This is a genomic window from Tumebacillus avium, from assembly GCF_002162355.1.
Lineage (GTDB): Bacteria > Bacillota > Bacilli > Tumebacillales > Tumebacillaceae > Tumebacillus_A > Tumebacillus_A avium.
In genome coordinates this window covers 3,372,830-3,391,705 of the sequence record NZ_CP021434.1, presented here as the reverse complement: position 1 = coordinate 3,391,705, position 18,876 = coordinate 3,372,830, and the positions used below count along the sequence as shown (strand labels likewise).

At 58.0% G+C, this 18,876-nt stretch carries 16 protein-coding genes; 8 read left to right on the top strand and 8 right to left on the bottom strand.

Annotation, left to right across the window (positions count from 1 at the left end; all coding sequences use genetic code 11):
* Positions 1-150: 150 nt before the first annotated feature.
* Both dapF and CBW65_RS16455 read right to left on the bottom strand, forming a co-directional pair.
* Positions 151-981, bottom strand: a complete 831-nt coding sequence (gene dapF / locus CBW65_RS16460; protein WP_087457734.1) for a diaminopimelate epimerase — start codon at positions 979-981, stop codon at positions 151-153.
* A gap of 6 nt (positions 982-987) precedes the next feature.
* On the bottom strand, positions 988-3,717 hold the full coding sequence (locus CBW65_RS16455; protein ID WP_198299639.1) for a calcium-transporting P-type ATPase, PMR1-type: 2,730 nt from the start codon (positions 3,715-3,717) through the stop codon (positions 988-990).
* Positions 3,718-3,920: 203 nt separating this feature from the next.
* On the opposite strand from CBW65_RS16455, the gene CBW65_RS16450 reads away from it, so the two are divergent.
* Complete coding sequence (locus CBW65_RS16450) at positions 3,921-4,382, top strand: hypothetical protein (protein ID WP_087457733.1); 462 nt, start codon at positions 3,921-3,923, stop codon at positions 4,380-4,382.
* Between the two features lie 94 nt (positions 4,383-4,476).
* Here the strand turns inward: CBW65_RS16450 and CBW65_RS16445 are convergent, their stop codons facing one another.
* The gene (locus CBW65_RS16445) at positions 4,477-5,973 is read right to left on the bottom strand and encodes an aldo/keto reductase (RefSeq protein WP_087457732.1); all 1,497 of its coding nucleotides are present in this window, start codon (positions 5,971-5,973) and stop codon (positions 4,477-4,479) included.
* 141 nt (positions 5,974-6,114) lie between these two features.
* On the opposite strand from CBW65_RS16445, the gene CBW65_RS16440 reads away from it, so the two are divergent.
* The 6 genes from CBW65_RS16440 (at position 6,115) to CBW65_RS16415 (ending at position 12,574) form a co-directional block, all read left to right on the top strand.
* Positions 6,115-7,857 (top strand): Rqc2 family fibronectin-binding protein, encoded by a 1,743-nt coding sequence (locus CBW65_RS16440; protein ID WP_087457731.1) that lies wholly within the window; start codon positions 6,115-6,117, stop codon positions 7,855-7,857.
* A gap of 121 nt (positions 7,858-7,978) precedes the next feature.
* A complete protein-coding gene (locus tag CBW65_RS16435; RefSeq protein WP_157721996.1) occupies positions 7,979-8,665 on the top strand; it encodes a CvpA family protein in 687 nt (228 codons plus the stop codon).
* A gap of 112 nt (positions 8,666-8,777) precedes the next feature.
* Complete coding sequence (locus CBW65_RS16430) at positions 8,778-9,803, top strand: ABC transporter ATP-binding protein (protein WP_087457729.1); 1,026 nt, start codon at positions 8,778-8,780, stop codon at positions 9,801-9,803.
* Positions 9,781-10,578, top strand: coding sequence for an ABC transporter permease (locus CBW65_RS16425; protein ID WP_087457728.1), 798 nt, complete (start codon positions 9,781-9,783; stop codon positions 10,576-10,578). The genes CBW65_RS16430 and CBW65_RS16425 overlap by 23 nt, the downstream gene beginning before the upstream one ends.
* Before the next feature lie 4 nt (positions 10,579-10,582).
* Positions 10,583-11,386 (top strand): ABC transporter permease, encoded by an 804-nt coding sequence (locus tag CBW65_RS16420; protein WP_087457727.1) that lies wholly within the window; start codon positions 10,583-10,585, stop codon positions 11,384-11,386.
* 75 nt (positions 11,387-11,461) lie between these two features.
* Positions 11,462-12,574, top strand: a complete 1,113-nt coding sequence (locus CBW65_RS16415) for a glycosyltransferase family 4 protein (RefSeq protein ID WP_087457726.1) — start codon at positions 11,462-11,464, stop codon at positions 12,572-12,574.
* Positions 12,575-12,584: 10 nt separating this feature from the next.
* On the opposite strand, the gene CBW65_RS16410 is transcribed toward CBW65_RS16415, so the two are convergent.
* Together CBW65_RS16410 and CBW65_RS16405 are read right to left on the bottom strand one after the other, a co-directional pair.
* Positions 12,585-13,370: a YheC/YheD family protein gene (locus tag CBW65_RS16410; protein ID WP_232463544.1), complete on the bottom strand. Its 786-nt coding sequence runs from the start codon at positions 13,368-13,370 to the stop codon at positions 12,585-12,587.
* 87 nt (positions 13,371-13,457) lie between these two features.
* Positions 13,458-15,083 carry a hypothetical protein gene (locus tag CBW65_RS16405; protein ID WP_087457724.1) on the bottom strand — a complete coding sequence of 542 codons (1,626 nt, stop codon included), beginning with the start codon at positions 15,081-15,083 and terminating at the stop codon, positions 13,458-13,460.
* A gap of 112 nt (positions 15,084-15,195) precedes the next feature.
* Here CBW65_RS16405 and CBW65_RS16400 point away from each other — a divergent pair, with 112 nt between their 5' ends.
* Positions 15,196-15,942 carry an alpha/beta hydrolase gene (locus CBW65_RS16400; RefSeq protein WP_157721994.1) on the top strand — a complete coding sequence of 249 codons (747 nt, stop codon included), beginning with the start codon at positions 15,196-15,198 and terminating at the stop codon, positions 15,940-15,942.
* Between the two features lie 65 nt (positions 15,943-16,007).
* Here the strand turns inward: CBW65_RS16400 and CBW65_RS16395 are convergent, their stop codons facing one another.
* The 3 genes from CBW65_RS16395 to CBW65_RS16385 all read right to left on the bottom strand — a co-directional run bounded on the left by CBW65_RS16395 (position 16,008) and on the right by CBW65_RS16385 (position 18,862).
* Positions 16,008-16,805 (bottom strand): GNAT family N-acetyltransferase, encoded by a 798-nt coding sequence (locus tag CBW65_RS16395; RefSeq protein ID WP_157721993.1) that lies wholly within the window; start codon positions 16,803-16,805, stop codon positions 16,008-16,010.
* 91 nt (positions 16,806-16,896) lie between these two features.
* Positions 16,897-17,106, bottom strand: a complete 210-nt coding sequence (locus CBW65_RS16390) for a hypothetical protein (protein ID WP_087457721.1) — start codon at positions 17,104-17,106, stop codon at positions 16,897-16,899.
* Between the two features lie 91 nt (positions 17,107-17,197).
* Positions 17,198-18,862: a DUF2254 family protein gene (locus tag CBW65_RS16385; protein WP_157721992.1), complete on the bottom strand. Its 1,665-nt coding sequence runs from the start codon at positions 18,860-18,862 to the stop codon at positions 17,198-17,200.
* Between the last annotated feature and the right edge of the window lie 14 nt (positions 18,863-18,876).

Genomic DNA, 18,876 nt, shown 5'->3' with positions numbered 1-18,876 from the left:
ATCATACTACGGAAATATGTAACAAGAAACAGGATTTCGCGGTTTTTCTGGCGTTTCCTGCTCATATTACGCAATTTCTTGCCAAGATGCAAGTAAAAAGGATCACCCGCCGCGAAAAAAGTGACCTCGGCAAAAGTGATCCTTAGCATATCAATAGCTGCCTTCAAAAACGATGACCGACGGACCGGTCATGTAAACGCGGTTGTCCGCTTCCCGCCACTCGATGTGCAGGTCGCCGCCTTTCAGATGAACGGTCGTCTTGCGAGCCGTGTTGCCGGTCAAAACGCCGGCCACGACCACCGCGCAGGCGCCCGATCCGCAGGCGAGCGTTTCGCCGCAGCCGCGCTCCCAGACGTGCATCGTCACGTCATCTGGCTTATGCACCTGCACAAATTCCACGTTCGTCTTGCGCGGGAACAAAGGATGCGTTTCGATCTGCGGGCCGGTCTGGTGCAGCTCGATCCCCTGCAGATCTTCCACAAAGATCACAGCGTGCGGGTTGCCCATCGACACGGCGGTAAACGGAAACTCGCCGCCCGGGACCGCCACCGGATGGTTGACGACCTGCTCCTTGTCGACCGTCGTCGGGATCTTCGTCCCGGAAAGCGTCGGTTCGCCCATGTCGACGGTGACTTGCGATACTTGGCCAGCTTCCACAAACAATTGCAGCTTTTGCACGCCGATGCGCGTTTCGAGCAGCACTTCCGTTTTGTCGGTCAGGCCTTTGTCAAATACGTATTTGGCCACACAGCGCACCGCATTGCCGCATTGTTCGGCTTCGGTGCCGTCGGCGTTGAAGATCCGCATTGTAAAATCGGCCTCGCCCGCATTCGGCATCACGAGGACCAGCCCGTCGGCGCCGATGCCGAAATGGCGGTCACAGACCTTTTGAGCGAGCAGTGATATTTCTTCCGGAACGGAAGAAAACTCGGCAACGACGACAAAGTCGTTGCCGAGACCATGCATTTTGGTGAACTTCATTTGTCTCTATTTCCTCCTTGCACCGGAGAAGCCAAGGCGTGCGGTGCTCTTGCGGGTCACCCGGCGCGCCGCGAGGGCAAACGTCGGGATGGCAGCCGCCACCAGCACGATCACCCAGTCGACGAGGCCCAGCGGAACGGTGCGGAACACCGGCTGGAACGCTTCGATGTACATGACGCCGAGCAGGAGCACGACCGAGGAGATGACCGATGCGATCAGCCATTTGTTTTCAAAGATGTTGCGTGAGAAGATGCCGCCTTCGACGCTGCGGCAGTCAAACACGTGGATCAGCTGCGCCATGACGAGCGTCGTAAACGCCATCGACTGCGCTTTGATCAGGTTATCCGGTTCCATCTGCAAGGTGAACCAGAACACGGCGAGCGTCGCCACCCCGATCAGAATCCCGCGGGAGAGAATCTTAAAGCCCAGGCCGCGGGCGAAAATCGATTCGCGCACGTTGCGCGGCGGTTTGTGCATGATGTCTTTCTCCGCCTGGTCGACGCCAAGCGCAATCGCCGGCAGACCGTCGGTGACGAGGTTGACCCAGAGGATCTGGATCGGCACGAGCGGCAGCGGCATGCCCATCATCATCGCGAGGAACATCGTCACGATCTCGCCGACGTTGGAGGCGAGCAGGTAACGGACGAACTTGCGGATGTTGTCATAGATGCCGCGCCCTTCTTCGATCGCCGCGACGATGGTGGCAAAGTTGTCGTCGGACAGGATCAGCGAAGACGCGTCTTTCGCCACGTCGGTACCGCCCTGGCCCATCGAGATGCCGATGTCGGCCGCTTTGATCGCCGGCGCGTCGTTGACGCCGTCCCCGGTCATCGCGACCACGTGGCCGCGCGCTTGCAGGGCTTTGACGATGCGGAGCTTGTGTTCCGGTGAAACGCGGGCGTAGACAAAAATGTCATCGACGCGCGCTTGCAGTTCTTCATCAGACATATTATAGAGATCGTGTCCGTTGACTGTCAAACCGCCCGACGGCAGGATGCCGAGCTGGCGGGCGATCGCTTCGGCGGTCACCTGATGGTCGCCGGTGATCATGATCGTTTTGATGCCCGCTTTTTTCGTGCGGGAGATCGCGTCGTACACTTCGGCGCGCGGCGGGTCGATCATGCCGGTCAGACCAACAAAGACCAGATCGCGCTCCGAGTCCTGCTCTTTGAACTGTCCTTCATTGCGCAGCGGGCGGTAAGCGACGGCCAGGCAGCGCAGCGCTTCTGCGCCCATCGCGTAGTTGGCCTGCATGATGCCTTTGCGCAGCGACCCGGTCAGCGGCGTGACTTTGCCGTCGATCAGCATGTAGCCGCAGCGTTCGAGCAGCACGTCCGGGCCGCCTTTGGTCAGCATGAACAGGTTGCCTTTTTGGTCGCGGGTCAGGACGGACATCATCTTGCGGGTCGAGTCGAACGGAATTTCATCGAGGCGCGGCTGCTGCGCTTCCATGTCCGGACCATGCAGTCCGCCTTTGGCAGCGAGCACCATCAAGGCGCCTTCGGTCGGATCGCCTTGCACCGCCCACTCGATGTGCTTTTTCTGCTTGTCTTGGAACAGCACGGCATTGTTGCAGAGCACGGAGATTTCCAAGAGGCGCATCAGGTCCGGGCGGCGGATCGGGTCGATTTTTTTGTCCGAGAAGCGGAACTCGCCTGACGGATCATAGCCGGTGCCGGTTACTTCATAGAATTGACCGCCGATCCAGACGCGCTGGACGGTCATTTTGTTTTGCGTCAAAGTTCCCGTCTTGTCGGAGCAGATGACGGTGGCCGCGCCAAGCGTTTCCACCGACGGAAGCTTGCGGACGATCGCTTTGCGCTTGATCATGCGCTGGACGCCAAGAGCCAGCGCAACGGTGACGATCGCGGGCAGACCTTCCGGAATCGCGGCGACGGCAAGCGAAACGCCGGCGAGGAACATCGTGTAGATGTCATTGCCGTGCAGGATGCCGGCGAGCACGACGACGGCGGTGATGCCCAGCGCTACGTAGACAAGAATTTTGCCGAGCTGGTCGAGGCGGCGCTGAAGCGGGGTCTCCGTCTCTTCGGCCGTTTGGATCAGGTCGGCGATCAGGCCCATCTCGGTCTGCATGCCGGTGGAGGTGACGATCGCCTTCGCTTTGCCGCGGGTGATCATCGTGCCCATGTAGGCCATGTTTTTGCGGTCGCCAAGCGTGGCGTTGCTGTCGCCGATCGCAGCGATCATCTTTTGCACCGGGAGCGATTCGCCGGTCAGGGCGGATTCTTCCGCTTCGAGGCCGGCGCATTCGAGGATGCGGACGTCGGCCGGAACGCGGTCGCCGCTCTCGAGGAAGATGACATCGCCCGGCACGAGGTCGGACGCCGCAATGCTGATCTTTTGCCCGTCGCGCAGCGCGTGGGCGGTCGGTGCGGTCAGCTGCTTCAGCGAAGCGAGCGATTTTTCCGCACGGAGTTCCTGGTAGAAGCCCAGAACCCCGTTGACGATGATGATCGCAATAATGGTGATCGCGTCTGCGTGTTCGCCAAGCAGACCGGAAACCAAAGTTGCAGCGAGCAGCACCAACACCATAAAATCACGGAACTGGTTCAGGAACAAGGTCAGCCATGATTTTTGTTCTGCTTCGTTCAGTCTGTTCTCCCCGAATTGTTCACGCCGTTTTTCGGCCTCTGCGTTCGTCAGGCCGTCCGGCGGTACGGAGAGCATCTGGAGTACGTCATGTACGTCCATCGTATGCCAATGATTCTTCTGCACCAGGTGCCACCCCTTTTTCCACATCGTTGTCCTGAGAACATGTCTATGCTTGACCCAGAGCAGGTAGACCAAGCATGACAAGTCCCCTCCGGCATTGAACGGCCTTCAAAACGATTAAAAAAAGTCCCGGGGCTACCTTTACACAGGAGGTCTCGTATATACTGAATCCGAGGCGAATTTTTAATAGAAAGGAGCGATGCCGCATGATCACGGAAGAAAGGCTTCTCTACCTCTTCGCCCAGATGCAGACCCAGCTGATCGGGCAGATCGACGAGCGTTTTCGAGGCATTGACAAACGGCTTGATGCGTTTGACCGGCGGTTTGAAGCGTTTGACCGGCGGTTCTTTGAAATGGACGAAAAATGGGAGGGCTTGCAGCAGGAAATGCGCGCGGGCTTTCAAAAGGTCCAAGACCGTTTCGACCAGCAGGACCAGCGTCTCGAACGCTTAGAAGATGGCTTCGAAGAAATGAAGCTGCGTCTCGATCACCTTGAGGTTGGCGAGGAAAAGATCATGTCTTTTATGAAAGAACGGTTTGAGCAGAACGAACAGCATCTGGAAGTACGCTTCAATCAGGTCTACGATACGATTCGCCAATCCGAAGAAGATCAGGAGACCAACTTCAATCAAGTGCTGCGCGCGATGAATCGCCAGAAACGCCGCTGACACCCCGCAACACTCTTCTCATTTCCAGTCACATCGATCGATCACCACAATAAAAAGGCTGTCGACGCCTGGCGTCACAGCCTTTTTGATATTCTTAGAGCTTCTCCCACGCCGCTTTGCGTACTTTTACCTCCACCTTTTCCTGCAACTCCGCCATCACATCCTCGACATACGCCGTTTTGCGCATCCCGACAAGGACGGTCGTTATCCCTTGGGTCGAGCGGAGCGCCCGCAGTGCGAGGCGGCTCAAACTGCCCGCCCCGGCCCAGTCGTCTGCAGCCGCTGCCGCACGCTGCTTGATCCCGGCAACCTCTTGTGCGTCCTTCCACTGATAATAAGCCGTCACTTCCGGCAGCACGCGGTTGACCTCCTCCACATACGCCTCCACCCACTCGGTCAGCGCCGCCGTCAACTGCTCGCTGCCGAGCAGCCTTTTGATCCCGGCCTGCACCGTCGGCACCAAAAACTGCCCTTGCACCTCCCGCCAATGCTCCGCCGACGAAAAGCTCTGCCAGTGCTCCTGCAACAGACTTCCGGCCGAGAGCTTGTCTGCCGTCTCCTCCCGCTCTTTCGGCTCTTCCAGCACATCTGCCAAAAGAGTCCCTTTTAAAACACGCTCCATTCCCACCAGCCGGTCCAGTCTCGTTTCCACTTTCGAAACGTCCACAGGTTCCGCTTCCCCATCGGCCAGCCGTACCAAACGTCCGCCGACGATCGCATTCAGCGGCCGATTGATCAACACTCCGATCTTTCGCTCATCCGCCAGCTCCAGCACACTTTTCCCTTCGGACTGATTCGCTTCTGTCATCCCGCCCGTCTCGATGAGGTTCAGCGGCAGTTGGATCACCCGAAAATGATGCGCCGGGGACACTTTTTCCGCAATCGAAAGCACCGCTTCCAGCGAAGTAAACGTCACATCGTCCCTACTCGCCGGAAACGTGTTTGACGAGATCCCGTAACACCCGATCCGACCCTGCTCCACTTCCCGTTCCAAATGCCGGAACGCCAGCTCCAGCCGCCGCTCATACTCCTGCCGGGCAGCTTCCGGCGGCGCCCCATCTTTTTTCGCAGCCATCAAAAAATACTCCGGGTTGTGCAGCAGATACACGTCGAGCCGTTCCATCCGCAGCCGCGCCAAACTCCGCGTCAGCTGATCTTCCAAAAATTCCGGATGGATGCAGTGCTCCAGCCCCGGTCCGTACAGCACCAGATCCGGAAACGAACGGCCTTCCGCCTTGCGCTCCTGGCTCAGCCGGTAGTTCTGCCCCTGCAGATACCCGGCTTTCGACACGACCACGACCTGCCCGCGCTGCAACTCGCCTTCCGCGATTATCTCTTCCAGCACCGCGCCGACCAGTTCCTCCGAACTCCCGTCCGAATAGTTGGCGCTGGTGTCGATCACATTCACCCCGGCCCGCAGCGCTGCCCGCAAGGCCTGCCGATGTTCTTCCACACTGACATCGACCCGGTAACAGCCAAATCCGGCCTGACTGACCAACAGCCCCGTCTCCCCCAGCTCCTGGTACTTCAGTTCCCGATAACGCTCTGCCCATTCTTTCGTTCCCTCAACTGTCGCGCTTCCTAAAATCATCCCGCTGCCCCTTTCTCTTCCAACACTGGTTCTTTCAGTATAGCACCCATTGCCATGCCGCCAAATCCCAAGTATAATGGCGTAAACACTGGCACGTTCCCCTTGGCGGAAGTGCCTTTTCTTATATAGAGGTGATCTAACATGGCATTTGACGGCATCGTCTTACAAGCTGTTGCACACGAATTGTCCGAACTGCTTTTGACCGGCCGTGTCGATAAAATTTACCAGCCGCTCGACCGCGATCTGCTGCTGCACATCCGCCGCGGCGGCCAGAACTACAAGCTGCTCCTGACCGCGAACGCCTCTTTCCCGCGCGCGCATCTCGTGCAGGACTACAAAGGCCACAACCCTTCCGAACCGCCGATGTTCTGCATGCTCCTGCGCAAACACTGCGAAGGCGGCCGCATCACCCGCATCGAACAGCAAGGCAATGAGCGCATTTTGCACATCGCCATCGAGAACCGCGATGAGCTCGGCGACCTGACCGAACGCATTCTCGTCGTGGAGATCATGGGGCGGCACTCCAACGTCATCCTGCTCGACCCGGCGGAGAACCGCATCCTCGACTCCCTCGTCCACGTCAACTACGGCACCTCCCGTCACCGCGAAGTGCTGCCCGGCCGTACATACGTCGAGCCGCCTGAGCAAGGCAAAGAGAACCCGTTTGACGTCTCGCTCGGCCGCTTCCAAGCCCTGCGCGACGAGCAGGCCGACCTCGCCTTTGACAAATTTTTAGTTGGCAGCTTCACCGGGATCTCGCCGCTTCTGGCCAAAGAGATCAAACACCGCCTCGGCACCGATACCCCCACACTCGATGAAGAGTGGCAAGCATTTGCCGGCATCATCGACGACTGCCGCGCACACCGCTACCAGCCGACGATCATCTACCACGAAGACCGCCCCAAGGCCTTCTCCTGTGTCGCCCTCACCCATGTCGAAGGCGAGCCGACGACGTTTGCCACGATCAGCGCTGCCATCGAACGCTTTTATTCCGAAAAAGCATGGCGGGACGCTCTGCGCCAGCGCTCACAGGATCTGGAGCGCCTGCTCACCAACGAACTGCAGAAGAACACCAACAAAATCGCCAAATTCGAGACGATGATCGCCGAAGCGTCCGAAGCGGAGCAATACCGCATCTACGGCGAGCTGATCACCGCCAACCTTTACCAGATCGAGCGCGGCATGGAAAATGTCACCGTCCAGAACTTCTACGATGAGAACCTCGGCGATCTGATCATCCCGCTCGACCCGGCCCTCTCGGCGAACGAAAACGCCCAGAGCTGCTTTAAGAAATACAACAAAGTCAAGAAATCAATTCCGATCCTCCACCAGCAGATCGCAGAAGCGCAGGCGGAAGTGATCTATTTGGAAAACGTCCTGCAGCAGCTTTCCACCGCCACCTGGAGCGATATCGAAGAGATCCGCGAAGAGCTGCAAGCGGAAGGCTACTTGAAAATCAAGCAAAAGCCGCTGCCCAAAGGCAAGAAGCCGCCCAAGAAAAAAGAAGCCCCGATCAAGCCGGAGCGCTATCTGTCCTCCGACGGCATCGAGCTGTTCGTCGGCAAAAACAACAAGCAAAACGAATACCTGACGATGAAGTTCGCCCACAACACCGACACCTGGCTGCACACCAAGGACATCCCGGGCAGCCACGTCGTCATCCGCGCCAAAGAAGTCCCGGAGAGCACGCTGCTCGAAGCGGCGCAGTTGGCCGCCTATTTCAGCAAAGGCCGTGAATCAAGCCAAGTGCCGGTCGACTACACCTTGATCAAACACGTTTGGAAGCCAAACGGCGCCAAGCCGGGCTTCGTGCTGTACGACAACCAGAAGACGTTGTACGTCACCCCCGGCGCCGGCTTGGCCGAAACGCTGCGAACTTCCTAAAAATCGCCAAACCGCCCGACGAAAAAATTCCGGACGTCACGTACTCTATAGCAACCCACACAGTTGCCACAACCTTACACCTGATCAAGGAGAGAAATCGTCCATGTCGCTGATCGACCTGTTGTTTTTGGTCCTGCTGCTGCTTGGCCTGTGGGCTGGCTTTGCACGCGGACTGGTAAGCGGGACCTCCCGCATCATCGCCTATCTCGCCGCCCTCTTCCTCGCGGCCCGGTTCGCTGCCCCGGTCGGGCAACTCGCGGGTGCGTGGCTTGGCGTCGGACAATTCGTCCGGACGATGATCGGCGGCCAGATTCCCGAATCGCTGCACAACACCCAAGTGCCGCCGGAGCAGCTGCGCCCGATTTTAGAAGCGGCAGGCGTCCCGGCCGCCTATCGGGATCAGATGGTCGAATACGCCGCCAGCCACCCACTGCTGGACGCGATCGCCCTCCCGTACACCGAATGGATGAGCATGGTGCTCGGCCTGATCCTCGTGCTTGGCGTGCTGTTCACAGTGTTCAGTCTGCTCTTGAAACTCCTGGTGAAAAAGGCGCAGGACTTCGTGCCTGCCCCGCTCAACCGGATTGGCGGCGTGCTGCTCGGCGGCATCCTCGTGCTGTTCGAACTGGCCTTTGTCGCGCTGATGCTGCAGGCATTTGCCGACCTGCCGCAGACAGCAGGACTCAAAACGGCGATTTCCTCCTCGGAGCTCTTGCCCCCGCTCGCCCATCTCGCCCAGACACTGATTGAAGGGCTCGGGACAGACGGATTGCTTCCCACCGCAATCCAGACACCTCCTGCGCTCTAACCGAAAAGGCCCGCTCTTCTCCCCACAAGAAGATCGGGTCTTTTTCGCGAGCTTTCTCACATACGCGGCAAGCCAGACTGTGCTATCATGTTGGAATGGAGGCGAATGAACTGTGGCATTGATCGAAGTTCGCAATTTGCGAAAAGAATTTAAACGCTTGATTCCCAAAACCGGCTTCCTTTCCGGAGTCCGCAACCTGTGGAATACCAACTACCTGACACATACCGCCGTCGACGACATCACCTTCGAAGTCCAGGAAGGCGAAATGCTCGGCTACATCGGCCCGAACGGCGCGGGCAAATCCACGTCGATCAAAATGATGACCGGGATCCTCGTCCCGACGTCCGGCGATATTTCGATCGCAGGTCTCATCCCGTGGAAACAGCGCAGTGAACACGCGCAGAACATCGGCGTCGTCTTTGGACAAAAAACGCAGCTCTGGTGGGACATCCCCGTCATCGAAAGCTACAAAGTCCTCAAGACGATCTACAAAATTCCGGACAGCTTGTACACGAAAAACCTGAACACCTTCCGCGAACTGCTCGAACTAAACGAGTTTGAAAACACTCCGGTGCGCCAACTCTCGCTCGGCCAGCGCATGCGTGCTGACCTGGCAGCGGCGATGCTGCACAACCCGCAGATTCTCTTTTTGGACGAGCCGACTATCGGCGTCGACGTGCTCGCCAAAGAGCGCCTGCGCACTTTTATCCGCGAGATCAACCGCGACCGCGGCGTGACCGTGCTGCTCACCACACACGACATGACCGACATCGAGAAGCTGTGCAAGCGCATGGCGATCATCGACGACGGCAAGATCCTCTACGACGGCTCGATCGACCATCTGAAATCCCAGTTTGGCTCCGAGCGCACCTTGATCGTCGAGCTCGACGATGCGCCGTACTCGCTGAACATCCCCGGCACCCGCGTGCTGCGCGAAGAAGGAGCACGCGTCTGGCTGTCCTACAACCGCGATGTGCTGAGCGCGTCCGACGTGATGATGAAAGTCGCGCAGGTACACACCATCCGCGACCTGACCGTCGAAGAGCCGGAGATCGAATCGATCGTCCGCGAGATCTACGAGACCGGGATGAACGGGCGGAAGAAGGAGGAGCCGCATGTCGCTGTTTTGGACGTTTAGCCGGCAGCTTTTCTTCCAGCAGTCGGCCTATCGCCTGAACTTCTGGATGGAGATGCTTGGCCTGTTTCTGCAGTTGTATGTCGTCGCCACCTTGTGGCGCGTGCTGTTTGAGCAGACGCCCGGTTCGTTTGGCGTGATGACGCTCAACCAGATGATCACCTATGCGGTGCTCGGGATGCTGATCGGCTCCGTGCTGTCGATCGACGAAGGCGTACACACGTACATCCAGACCCAGGTGCGGATGGGCATGATCACGTCCGACCTGATGAAGCCGGTCGATTTCATGCTGCACATGATGGCGCGCAACTTCGGCCTGATGGTGACCCGCGTCTGCTTCTTCCTGCTCCCGCCGCTGGTCGCCGCTTATTTTCTGTTCGACCTGATGCTGCCCAGTCCGGTGCAGGCGCTGGCGTTTGCGCTCGCCTTGCTGCAGGCGTGGGTGATTCTCTTTTTCTGCAACTTTCTCTTTGGCCTGATCTCCTTTAAAACGCTCGATCTGCTCGGCTTCATGTTTACCTATTTCGCGCTGGTGCGCTTTGCTTCTGGGCAGATCATTCCGCTGTGGATGTACCCGGATGTCTTGCAGCCGCTCTTGTATGCGCTGCCATTCCAATCGGTCTTCTACACCCCGCTTGGCATTTTCACCGGCGTGTTCACCGGGGCGGAGATCTGGCAAAATCTTGTGATCCAAACGGCGTGGATTTTCGGCTTGTTCCTGCTCGCCCGCTTCATCTGGACGCGCATCCACCGCCATCTGGTCGTACAGGGAGGGTGAGAACATGCGCGAAAATATGACCGTTTACATGGCGCTGCTTCGTGCCGCCGTCCTCGCCCGCCTCGAATACCGGGCCGACTTCCTGATGGGCATCGCCGGCGTGTTTATCTTGAACGCCGGGACGCTGGCCACCTCGTGGGTGCTGCTCAGCCGCTTTGAGAATCTGCACGGCTGGCTGTTCTGGGAGATCGTCTTTTTGTACAACCTCTGGCTGCTCGGCCACGGCATTCGCGCGATCTTCTTCCGGCACATCAACATGCTGGAGCAGTTTATCGTCGAAGGCACGTTCGACCAGCTGCTGACCCGTCCTGCCAACCCGCTGGTTCAGTTCCTCGGCCGCGAAGTGCATTACCTCGGCGTCGGCGACGTGCTGCTCGCCTTGACGATGCTGACACTGAGCTACCAGAACTTGAATCTCGACTGGAGCTGGTGGATGTTCCTCTGGTTCGGCCTGATCGCGTTGTCTTCGGCGATCGTCGAAGCGACGATGACGCTGATTCTCGCCTGCACCTCCTTCTTCACCACCCGCTCGCGGGCGATCGTCAACGCCGCCTCGCTCTTCTCGTGGGGCGTTGTGCAGCAATATCCGCTCGACATGTTCAACAACGTATTGCGCGGGATCGTCACGATCATCCTGCCGTTCGCTTTTATGAACTACTACCCGTCCCTGCTGTTCCTCGGCAAACAAGACCAGGTGCCGTTTGGCTTCCTGACCTGGTTCGCGCCGGTCGTCGCCGTGATCCTGATCCTGCTGGCCGTGCGCATGTGGAACTTCAGCATCACCAAATATCAGAGCACCGGTTCCTAATCAGCGCATCAATCGCAACACGGGCATCTCCCTCGTATACTGCAACATCCATGTATACGAGGGAGGTTCTGCCCGATGACCATCTGCTGCATCGCCCCTGGCACGTTCCCTTTTCCTCCGGCTCCCTGCACCTCTGTGGAGATCTATCTCTGGCATCTCGCACGCGAACTCTCCCGCACCGAACCCATCCTGCTCTACGGCAAAACGGACGCCGTCTCTGCATCAGACCCCTTGTCCTACCTGCGCCATGTGCTGCGCGATGTGAAAAAACACCCCGCAGAGCCAAGCATCATCCACATCGAGAACCGCATCCCGTTTCTCCCGAAAATCAAAAAAACCTTCCCCCGAGTCCCGCTCGTGCTCAACTTGCATTCCAACGTCCTGATTCAAGAGCTGCCCAAACTGATCCTCCGCAAAGCATTCCATCACCTCGACGCGCTGGTCGTCAACAGCCGCTTCCTGCAAGGCGACCTGCTGGTCCGCTACCCGTTTCTGCCGGAAGAAAAAGTCCACGTCATCCATCCCGGCATCGACCTGGCCCAATTTCCTTCGCGCTTCCGTGCAACAGGCGCAGCTCTGCGCGCCGAAGTCCGCGCCAAGCACCAGATCACACCCGAGCAACAAATCGTGCTCACCGCCGGCCGCTTCACACCGCGCAAAGGGATCGCCGAGCTCCTCGACGCCTTTCGCATCGTCCACGCCGCCCACCCGCACAGCGTGCTCTGGATCATCGGCGGCAGTCCCCGCAACGCTGAGCACCCTTTTCACAACTTAATCCGGGAAAAAGCGGCCGAGTTGCCGGTTCACTTCTTTGGCTTCCTTCCGCAGTCAGAGTTGCCCAACTACTACGCAGCGGCCGACGTGTTTGTCTGTCCGTCCCAGCTCCCGGAAGCGTTTGGCCTTGTCAATCTCGAAGCGTCTGCCGCTGCGCTCCCCGTCGTTGCGAGCGGGCGCTGGGGACTGACCGAATCGGTCGCACAGGATGTCAGCGGACGCCTCGTTGAAGAGTTTACCAACCCGGCCGCTTTTGCTGTTGAAATCAACCGCCTGCTGGCCGACCCGGATCGAGCCGCACAACTTGGCAGATCGGGCCGGAACTGGGTCGAACGCCACTTTTCCTGGGAAATAACCGCTCGGCAGTTTCTCGCTCTATATGAACGCACAAAAAAAGGGAGGCTTCTCAACTAGCACCCTCCCTTTATTTGCTGCGCCGCCAACTGCCCCGGTGCTGTTCGGCCGCTTTGTTCACATTCGCATATAGCTTCCACAGCTTCAGCGACCTTTGCTCCTCCGGGGTCAGCTTGCCCGCTTTGAAAATGCTCAGCTGCGGTGCCGTGTTCGCTTCGATCAGCCAGAACTTGCCGTTTCGGTCCATTCCGATGTCCAGCCCGTAGATCGCGTTCGCATACCCCCGCCCGTAGTGGCGGGCGATCTGCAGCGACATCGCTTTCAAGCGCCGGATCGCCGCTTTGGCGCTTTTCGATGTGTAGCCGATGCCCAGCAGATACTCGCGTATGGTCGACGCGGTGCCGCCGATGACCATGTTGGTGACGGCAAGGTCCTTGCCTGCCGCTTTGGCAAACAGCCGGGTGACTTCCCAGCCGCCCGTCTCGGTCTTCTGCACGATCGTCCGCAGGTCGACAGGACGCCCCCGCCACTTCGCCAGCGGCACGCCTTGCTGCACCAAAAAGCGTTTGCCTTTGCGCACCTTTTCGATCCACGCATGCACCGCTTCCAGCGAGCTCAAGATCCGCTTCTGATGCTCCAGCTTGACTTCGTATTGCCCAACCAGCTTTTTGACCCGAAAAATGCGATATCCGCCGCCACCGTAGACCGGCTTGACAAAGACCACGCCGTGGCGTTCGACCAGTTTGGCGAGCGCCGTCTTGGAATACAGCTTCGTCTCCGGCAAATAACGTCTCAGTTCCGGGCTTTGCGCTGCAATCAGGTGTTTGCTCCACTTGCTGCCCGGTGTTAACTTCATTTTTCTCACCTCTACCAGCATCCTATGGCTGTCTCGTCCCCTCGGGAACGGCAGAAGCCCCTGATCATGATGATCAGGGGCTTCCTGTTAACCTGCCAGATAGTAGGACAAGGCCAAGGTGACCGTCCAGACGTTGATGCCGAGGAAATACGAGAATTCTCCCATCGCACTGCGCTCATAGCGGGTGCGGGCATAGATCGCGGTAAACGCATACGACGTCACCGCCAGCACCACGAACAGCATCGCCACGGCAAAGCCGGACTGCAGCCACGTCGGCATGTAATAGTACAACGTGTCCAGATTGCCGTATTTCAGGAACACGACGATCTGCGTGGCCAGATACAAGACCACAGAGATGAACAGGTGACGGTTGGGCTGATCGTACAGCACGTCTTCCTTCTTCATCACCAGGTAGAACAGGTACGCAAACGGCAGCATCGGCCACGCGAAGGCGATGACGAGCATCATGATCGACATGCCGAGATATTGCGGCACTTCCATCGCCGCCCGCGTGTAGTCGTCCTTGCCCATCTTGTTGGTCGCCGCCGCATACGCCGGGTCATCCGAGTTGTACAACACATCGTACGTTTTCAGCTTGGCGAACTTCATGAACAGCGTTGTGGTCGTATCGCCTTGCTTGTCGAACACCGGGTTGAAGCCCAACGAGTTCAAGTTGGAGACGCGGGTCAGATCATCCTGCTGCCACTTGCCGTTTTGCATCGACGAGAACAGCACTTCGCGCCCCGTGTTGCGCGGATTTTTCCCGAAGTCGGCCACAAAGGCGAACTGCAGCTTCTCCTCCTGAATCGGACGCACATACGGCCCGTTGGAGTTCGGCGCGTCTTCGCCGACCATCGTTTTCGGAATCAGCTTCATGTCTTTTGCCGTCTTCGCAGACGGGTCGTTTAGGGCAAATGAGACGGCACGCAGTTCGGTGGTCGATTTGCGCGATGATTTGTAGGTCAGGAAATAATAGCCGTGCGTTTTGTCCATGCCGTACACCATTTCATCGATCAAGTTCGAGGTGCCGACCGACAGCGCTTTGACCAGATGTTTCGGAGATGCTTTCTGTGCGGCCCCGTCATACGTCAGGTGCAGCAGGTTGTAGCTCTCCACGCCGACCTGCTCCAGCATGGCGATGTGCGCCAGGCCTTGTTGGTCGACCGCGCCGTCCACATAGACGGTGCGCTGCTGCGGGAAGTTGGCGACCTCTTTCAGCGCCGCGCCGGACGCCTGATAGATCTTCATCCCTTTTTCCGTCCCGACCAGCAGGTACGGCTGCTTGCCAAGCTGGAGCAGTTCCAGAGAGATCACGCCGGGGTCAAACGTTTTCGCGGCGCTCCAGGCACCGTTTTCCCAGGCAGCATGTTTCAGCACGCGTTTCTCCCCGACCCAATAGATGTCGGAGCCGCTCAGCTTAAATGTTGTGGTCGTATAGATATCGGGAGAAGGCAACGGGCGCTTCTCCAATTCGCTCTTCTGTTTGGCCGGGTCGATCTGAGCCAGCACGAGCTCCTGCCCGGACAGCCAGGCATAGCGGTTCTCGCCAAGCACCTGAGCCGGTCGGTTAGGCGTGGCGGTGCCGATCGCCGTCTCACGTCCGTACGGTTCCAAATACGGCAAGACGCGGTTATCCGCATCCAGCTTGACCTGCAGCAATAAGACGAGAACGAATACTAAGACATACGGAAAAATTCTGAGAAAGGACTTCACACCACATACTCCCCTTTACGAAAAACCGTTTTGCTCATGCGTACAAGCATACTACAACGGACAGGCTTTGAGAATGGTATAATAAGAAAGAATCGAACGAGGAGGAATGTTCATGTCGCTCGAGAAGCAACCGACCGGCACCGTGGAACGGGTGGAGATCCAGAGCCAATTTTTAGGCGAGACCCGCGAAGCCCACGTCTATCTGCCGCACAATTATTCACCACTCTATAAATACCCCGTGCTCTACATCAACGACGGCTCCGACTACGAGTCGATGGGCCGGATGATCACCTTGCTCAACGAAAGGTTTCAAGACCGGAATCAACGGCGTTTTCTGGTCGTCTTCACTCCGGTCGACAAAAGCGTCCGCCGCGAAGAGTATCACCCGGAAGGCAGCAAGCACAAGGCGTATGTGCGCTTTTTCGCCGACGAGTTGGTGCCCGCCATCGAAGAGCGCTTCACCGCCTTCCCGATGGGGCCGGCGCGCGGAATCTTAGGCTCGTCGCTGGGTGCGACCGCCGCGCTCCACACCTTGCTCACCTATCCGCGCAAGTTCCATTATCTGGCCTTGCAGTCGGGCGCTTTCCGCGACTCGTCCTACGCCGAAGTGGAAGCGGCCGGCAAAAGCCTCGCCACCGTGCCGGTCTATCAAGTCGTTGGCCTGCAGGAAGAGAACTTCCAGTCCTCCTCCGGCAAAACGATCGACATTCTGGCGCTCAACCGCAAGATGCGCGACCTGCTGCAAACGTGCGGCGTTGATGTCGACTACGCCGAATACGACAAAGACCACACCTGGGGCTTCTGGCAGGAAGATCTGCCGCGCGTCCTGGACCATTTCGCCCGCCATACTTCGTTTTAACCTCATCTTACATACGGCATCACACTTCGGGAGACCGTCTGCCGCCTTGGCGCGCCGGTCTCTTTTTATTTGGCTTGGAAATCGGTCATTTTGAAGGTTCCGATATCTGCAAACCCGAGCCGCAGATAGACGCTGCCCGCCGCCGGGTTCGAATAGAACAAGCACGGCTCTTTGCCGTCCTGCAACAGCGCCGCACAGAGCGCGCTCATCACCCGCGACGCATAACCTTTGCCGCGCTCGTTCGGATGTGTGTACACCGTGCCGATCATCGCCGCCAAGTCGGTCTCGACCAAGGTCATCGCACAGGCCAGCAATCGCCCGTCTTCCGCTTCCAGCACATAGCAGCGCGCCCCTTCCCGCTCGATGCGGCGGCGGAAGATCTCGGGTGTCAAATAATCCATCTCTCCGCCCTGGTACAGCTCGCGAATCTTCTCTCCGTCCGCGCTGAATGCCTGACGCACGCCGTCGATGGACGCCGGGGCAAATTTTTCCGCCCGCAGCGTGCAGAAATAGTTGTGTGACGGCTCCGCGACCACAAAGCGGGTCAATTGCTGCTCAAAGCGCTCCACCACCCACACGCGCCCGGTGATCGTATTGACCGTCCCGGAATCTTCCGCCAGCCGGATCATCGGCGACAGATCAAGCGCTTCCTCCTGCGTCAAAATCGACCAGTTTGCGCGATACCGCATCAGCACGGCAGCCAGCCGGCCCTTCACATAACCGCCCCAATAGTCCAAAATCGGATCGGTCAGCCCCATCGCCCGCAAGTTGCCGCTGAAAAACAGCCCGTAATACGGGTCGGCTGCCAAAAAGGAGCGCAGTTGTGCTTCCTGCTCCCCAGATTCAATTTTTGCAATGTCCATCTGCATGCTAACACCCCAATATTTACCATATTCTCAAAACAAAAATGACATACCGCCCGATCGCTCGCACGCGGGTATGTCATCTTGTGACTTATACCTCTTCGTATACTTCCGGCACCCAATAGATCACGCATTGCCCTTTCGGCAAGCTGATCTCGCGGGCTCCGGCGGGACGCCCGTTGATGTTGATGATCTCGGTGACCACGACGCGGTCAGCGCTGATCTCCACTTCCCCTTCATAATCGCGAATGCTGCCGTCGGTCAGAAAAAATTCAACCTTCCCTGTGCCAATGTTGCGCATGTCCGAATTCTCCTTTGCAGGGCTTGTAAAAATCACCCAAACTTCTTGTACCCATTCGACCCCCGCTCGACAAACTCCTGCATCATTCGCCTTAATGTGTCGTCCCGCCGCCCAAAAACATCTCCGGGTCGAGGCCGTCAAACAGATCGCGCCATGCGCTCTGGTCTTCCACCGCCCCGCTCAGCTCGATCTGCCGCTCCGGGCCGGACGGATACATCGACGTGTAGGCATGATAGCCCTGCCAGAGCACAAACGCTTTGATCAGATAGCGCTCCGGTTCATGGTAGTCAAAAAAACGCCGAATCTCCAGCCGGCTTCTGCACAAGGTCAGCAAAAGCTTCTGGTCCGGCGCAAAATATTTCCCGACCGCCCGGATCAGCAGCATCACGATGTCGGTGCGCCGCAGATAGACCGCTTCGGATGTCATCAGCAGAAACAGATACAGGTACGGATAGGTGCGGTTCGGCTGGTCGCGATGCGGGATCATCTCCTTGCGCAGCCACGTCGTGATCTGCACGATATCGATGATCTCCGACTTCAGGATCAGCCGTTTGGCGAGCTTCATGTACTCAAACAACAGCGCCCGCACCACGCCCAGCGTCTTGTGCCCCTCTGGCCCGATGATCGTGCTGAGCAGTTGTCCAAACGCATGTGACACGATGCATTTCGCCACAAAACTGTGCCCGTACGTCTCATTTTTGATCACCAGTTTGCCGATTTCGCCAAGGTTTTGAAACGACGACAACACGAACCTGGACGTATCTTTCGTCATCTCCCGGTTCTTGACCACATGGCAGGTGATCGAAAAGATCTGCTCCACCGCCTGCTGGATCATATTCACCATCTGCTGTCCGACGAGATTGTTGCGCACGATCAAGGCGAAAGCGTCGATCACGCTCCCCGCCGCTTTCAGCGACCCGCTTTCCGCATAGCGCATCCCCATCTCGTGCAGTTCATCGAGGATGCGTCCCGACACCGCCGTCTCGCGCTCTTTAAACGAGATCGACGCGATGCCGATCAGCTGCCCGACGATCTTTTCGTGATACCAGAGCACATCGTCGGCGTCTTCGCTCGGCAGCTTGGCTCCGTGCATCATCTCTGCGATGTTTTCCACACAAAACACCGCCGTCACCGCATCCATCTCTGAGACCGCTTTTTTGGCGATGTCGCAGATCTGCTCGACTTTGTCCAAGGCTTCCTGATAGTCCCCGCCTTGGTAGGCGGTGACATACTCGCGCTGAATCGCGTAGACGATCGTCTCCGGCTTCAAGAGCTGGATCACAAAATACAGATAGGTGATCAGCGCCGTAAAACACATGATCAACAAAAGCAGATCGGCGCTCATCCCCTGTGCCAGCCAGTTGGACGGACGGTCGCTGGGATGGTCTTCGATCATCGACAGCAGGTAGATCGCGTGAAAGATCGTCCCAAAATAAAAGGCAATCAGCGTCGTATTAAATGGAAAGCGCACGAAAAAGTCGAGCACGCGGTGCGTGTATTTGCTCGCCGTCAGCTGAATCGCGACCATGATCATCGAAAACGACAAGGCGAGAATCGTCGCCAGCGTCGAAGCGACCGTGGAGAGATAGCCCCGTGCCGTGTCGAGGTCGCCGCCGAAAAATGGCGGAGTGAACCGAAAGATCAGCGTCATAAAGCCAAGCGACACCAGAAGCTGAAACACCGAGTTGGAGAGAGATGCGTGCAGCAGATGCCGGTTCCAAACCTTTTTGCCGATCATGGAAAACGAACCCTTCATGCTTGTCTCCCCAC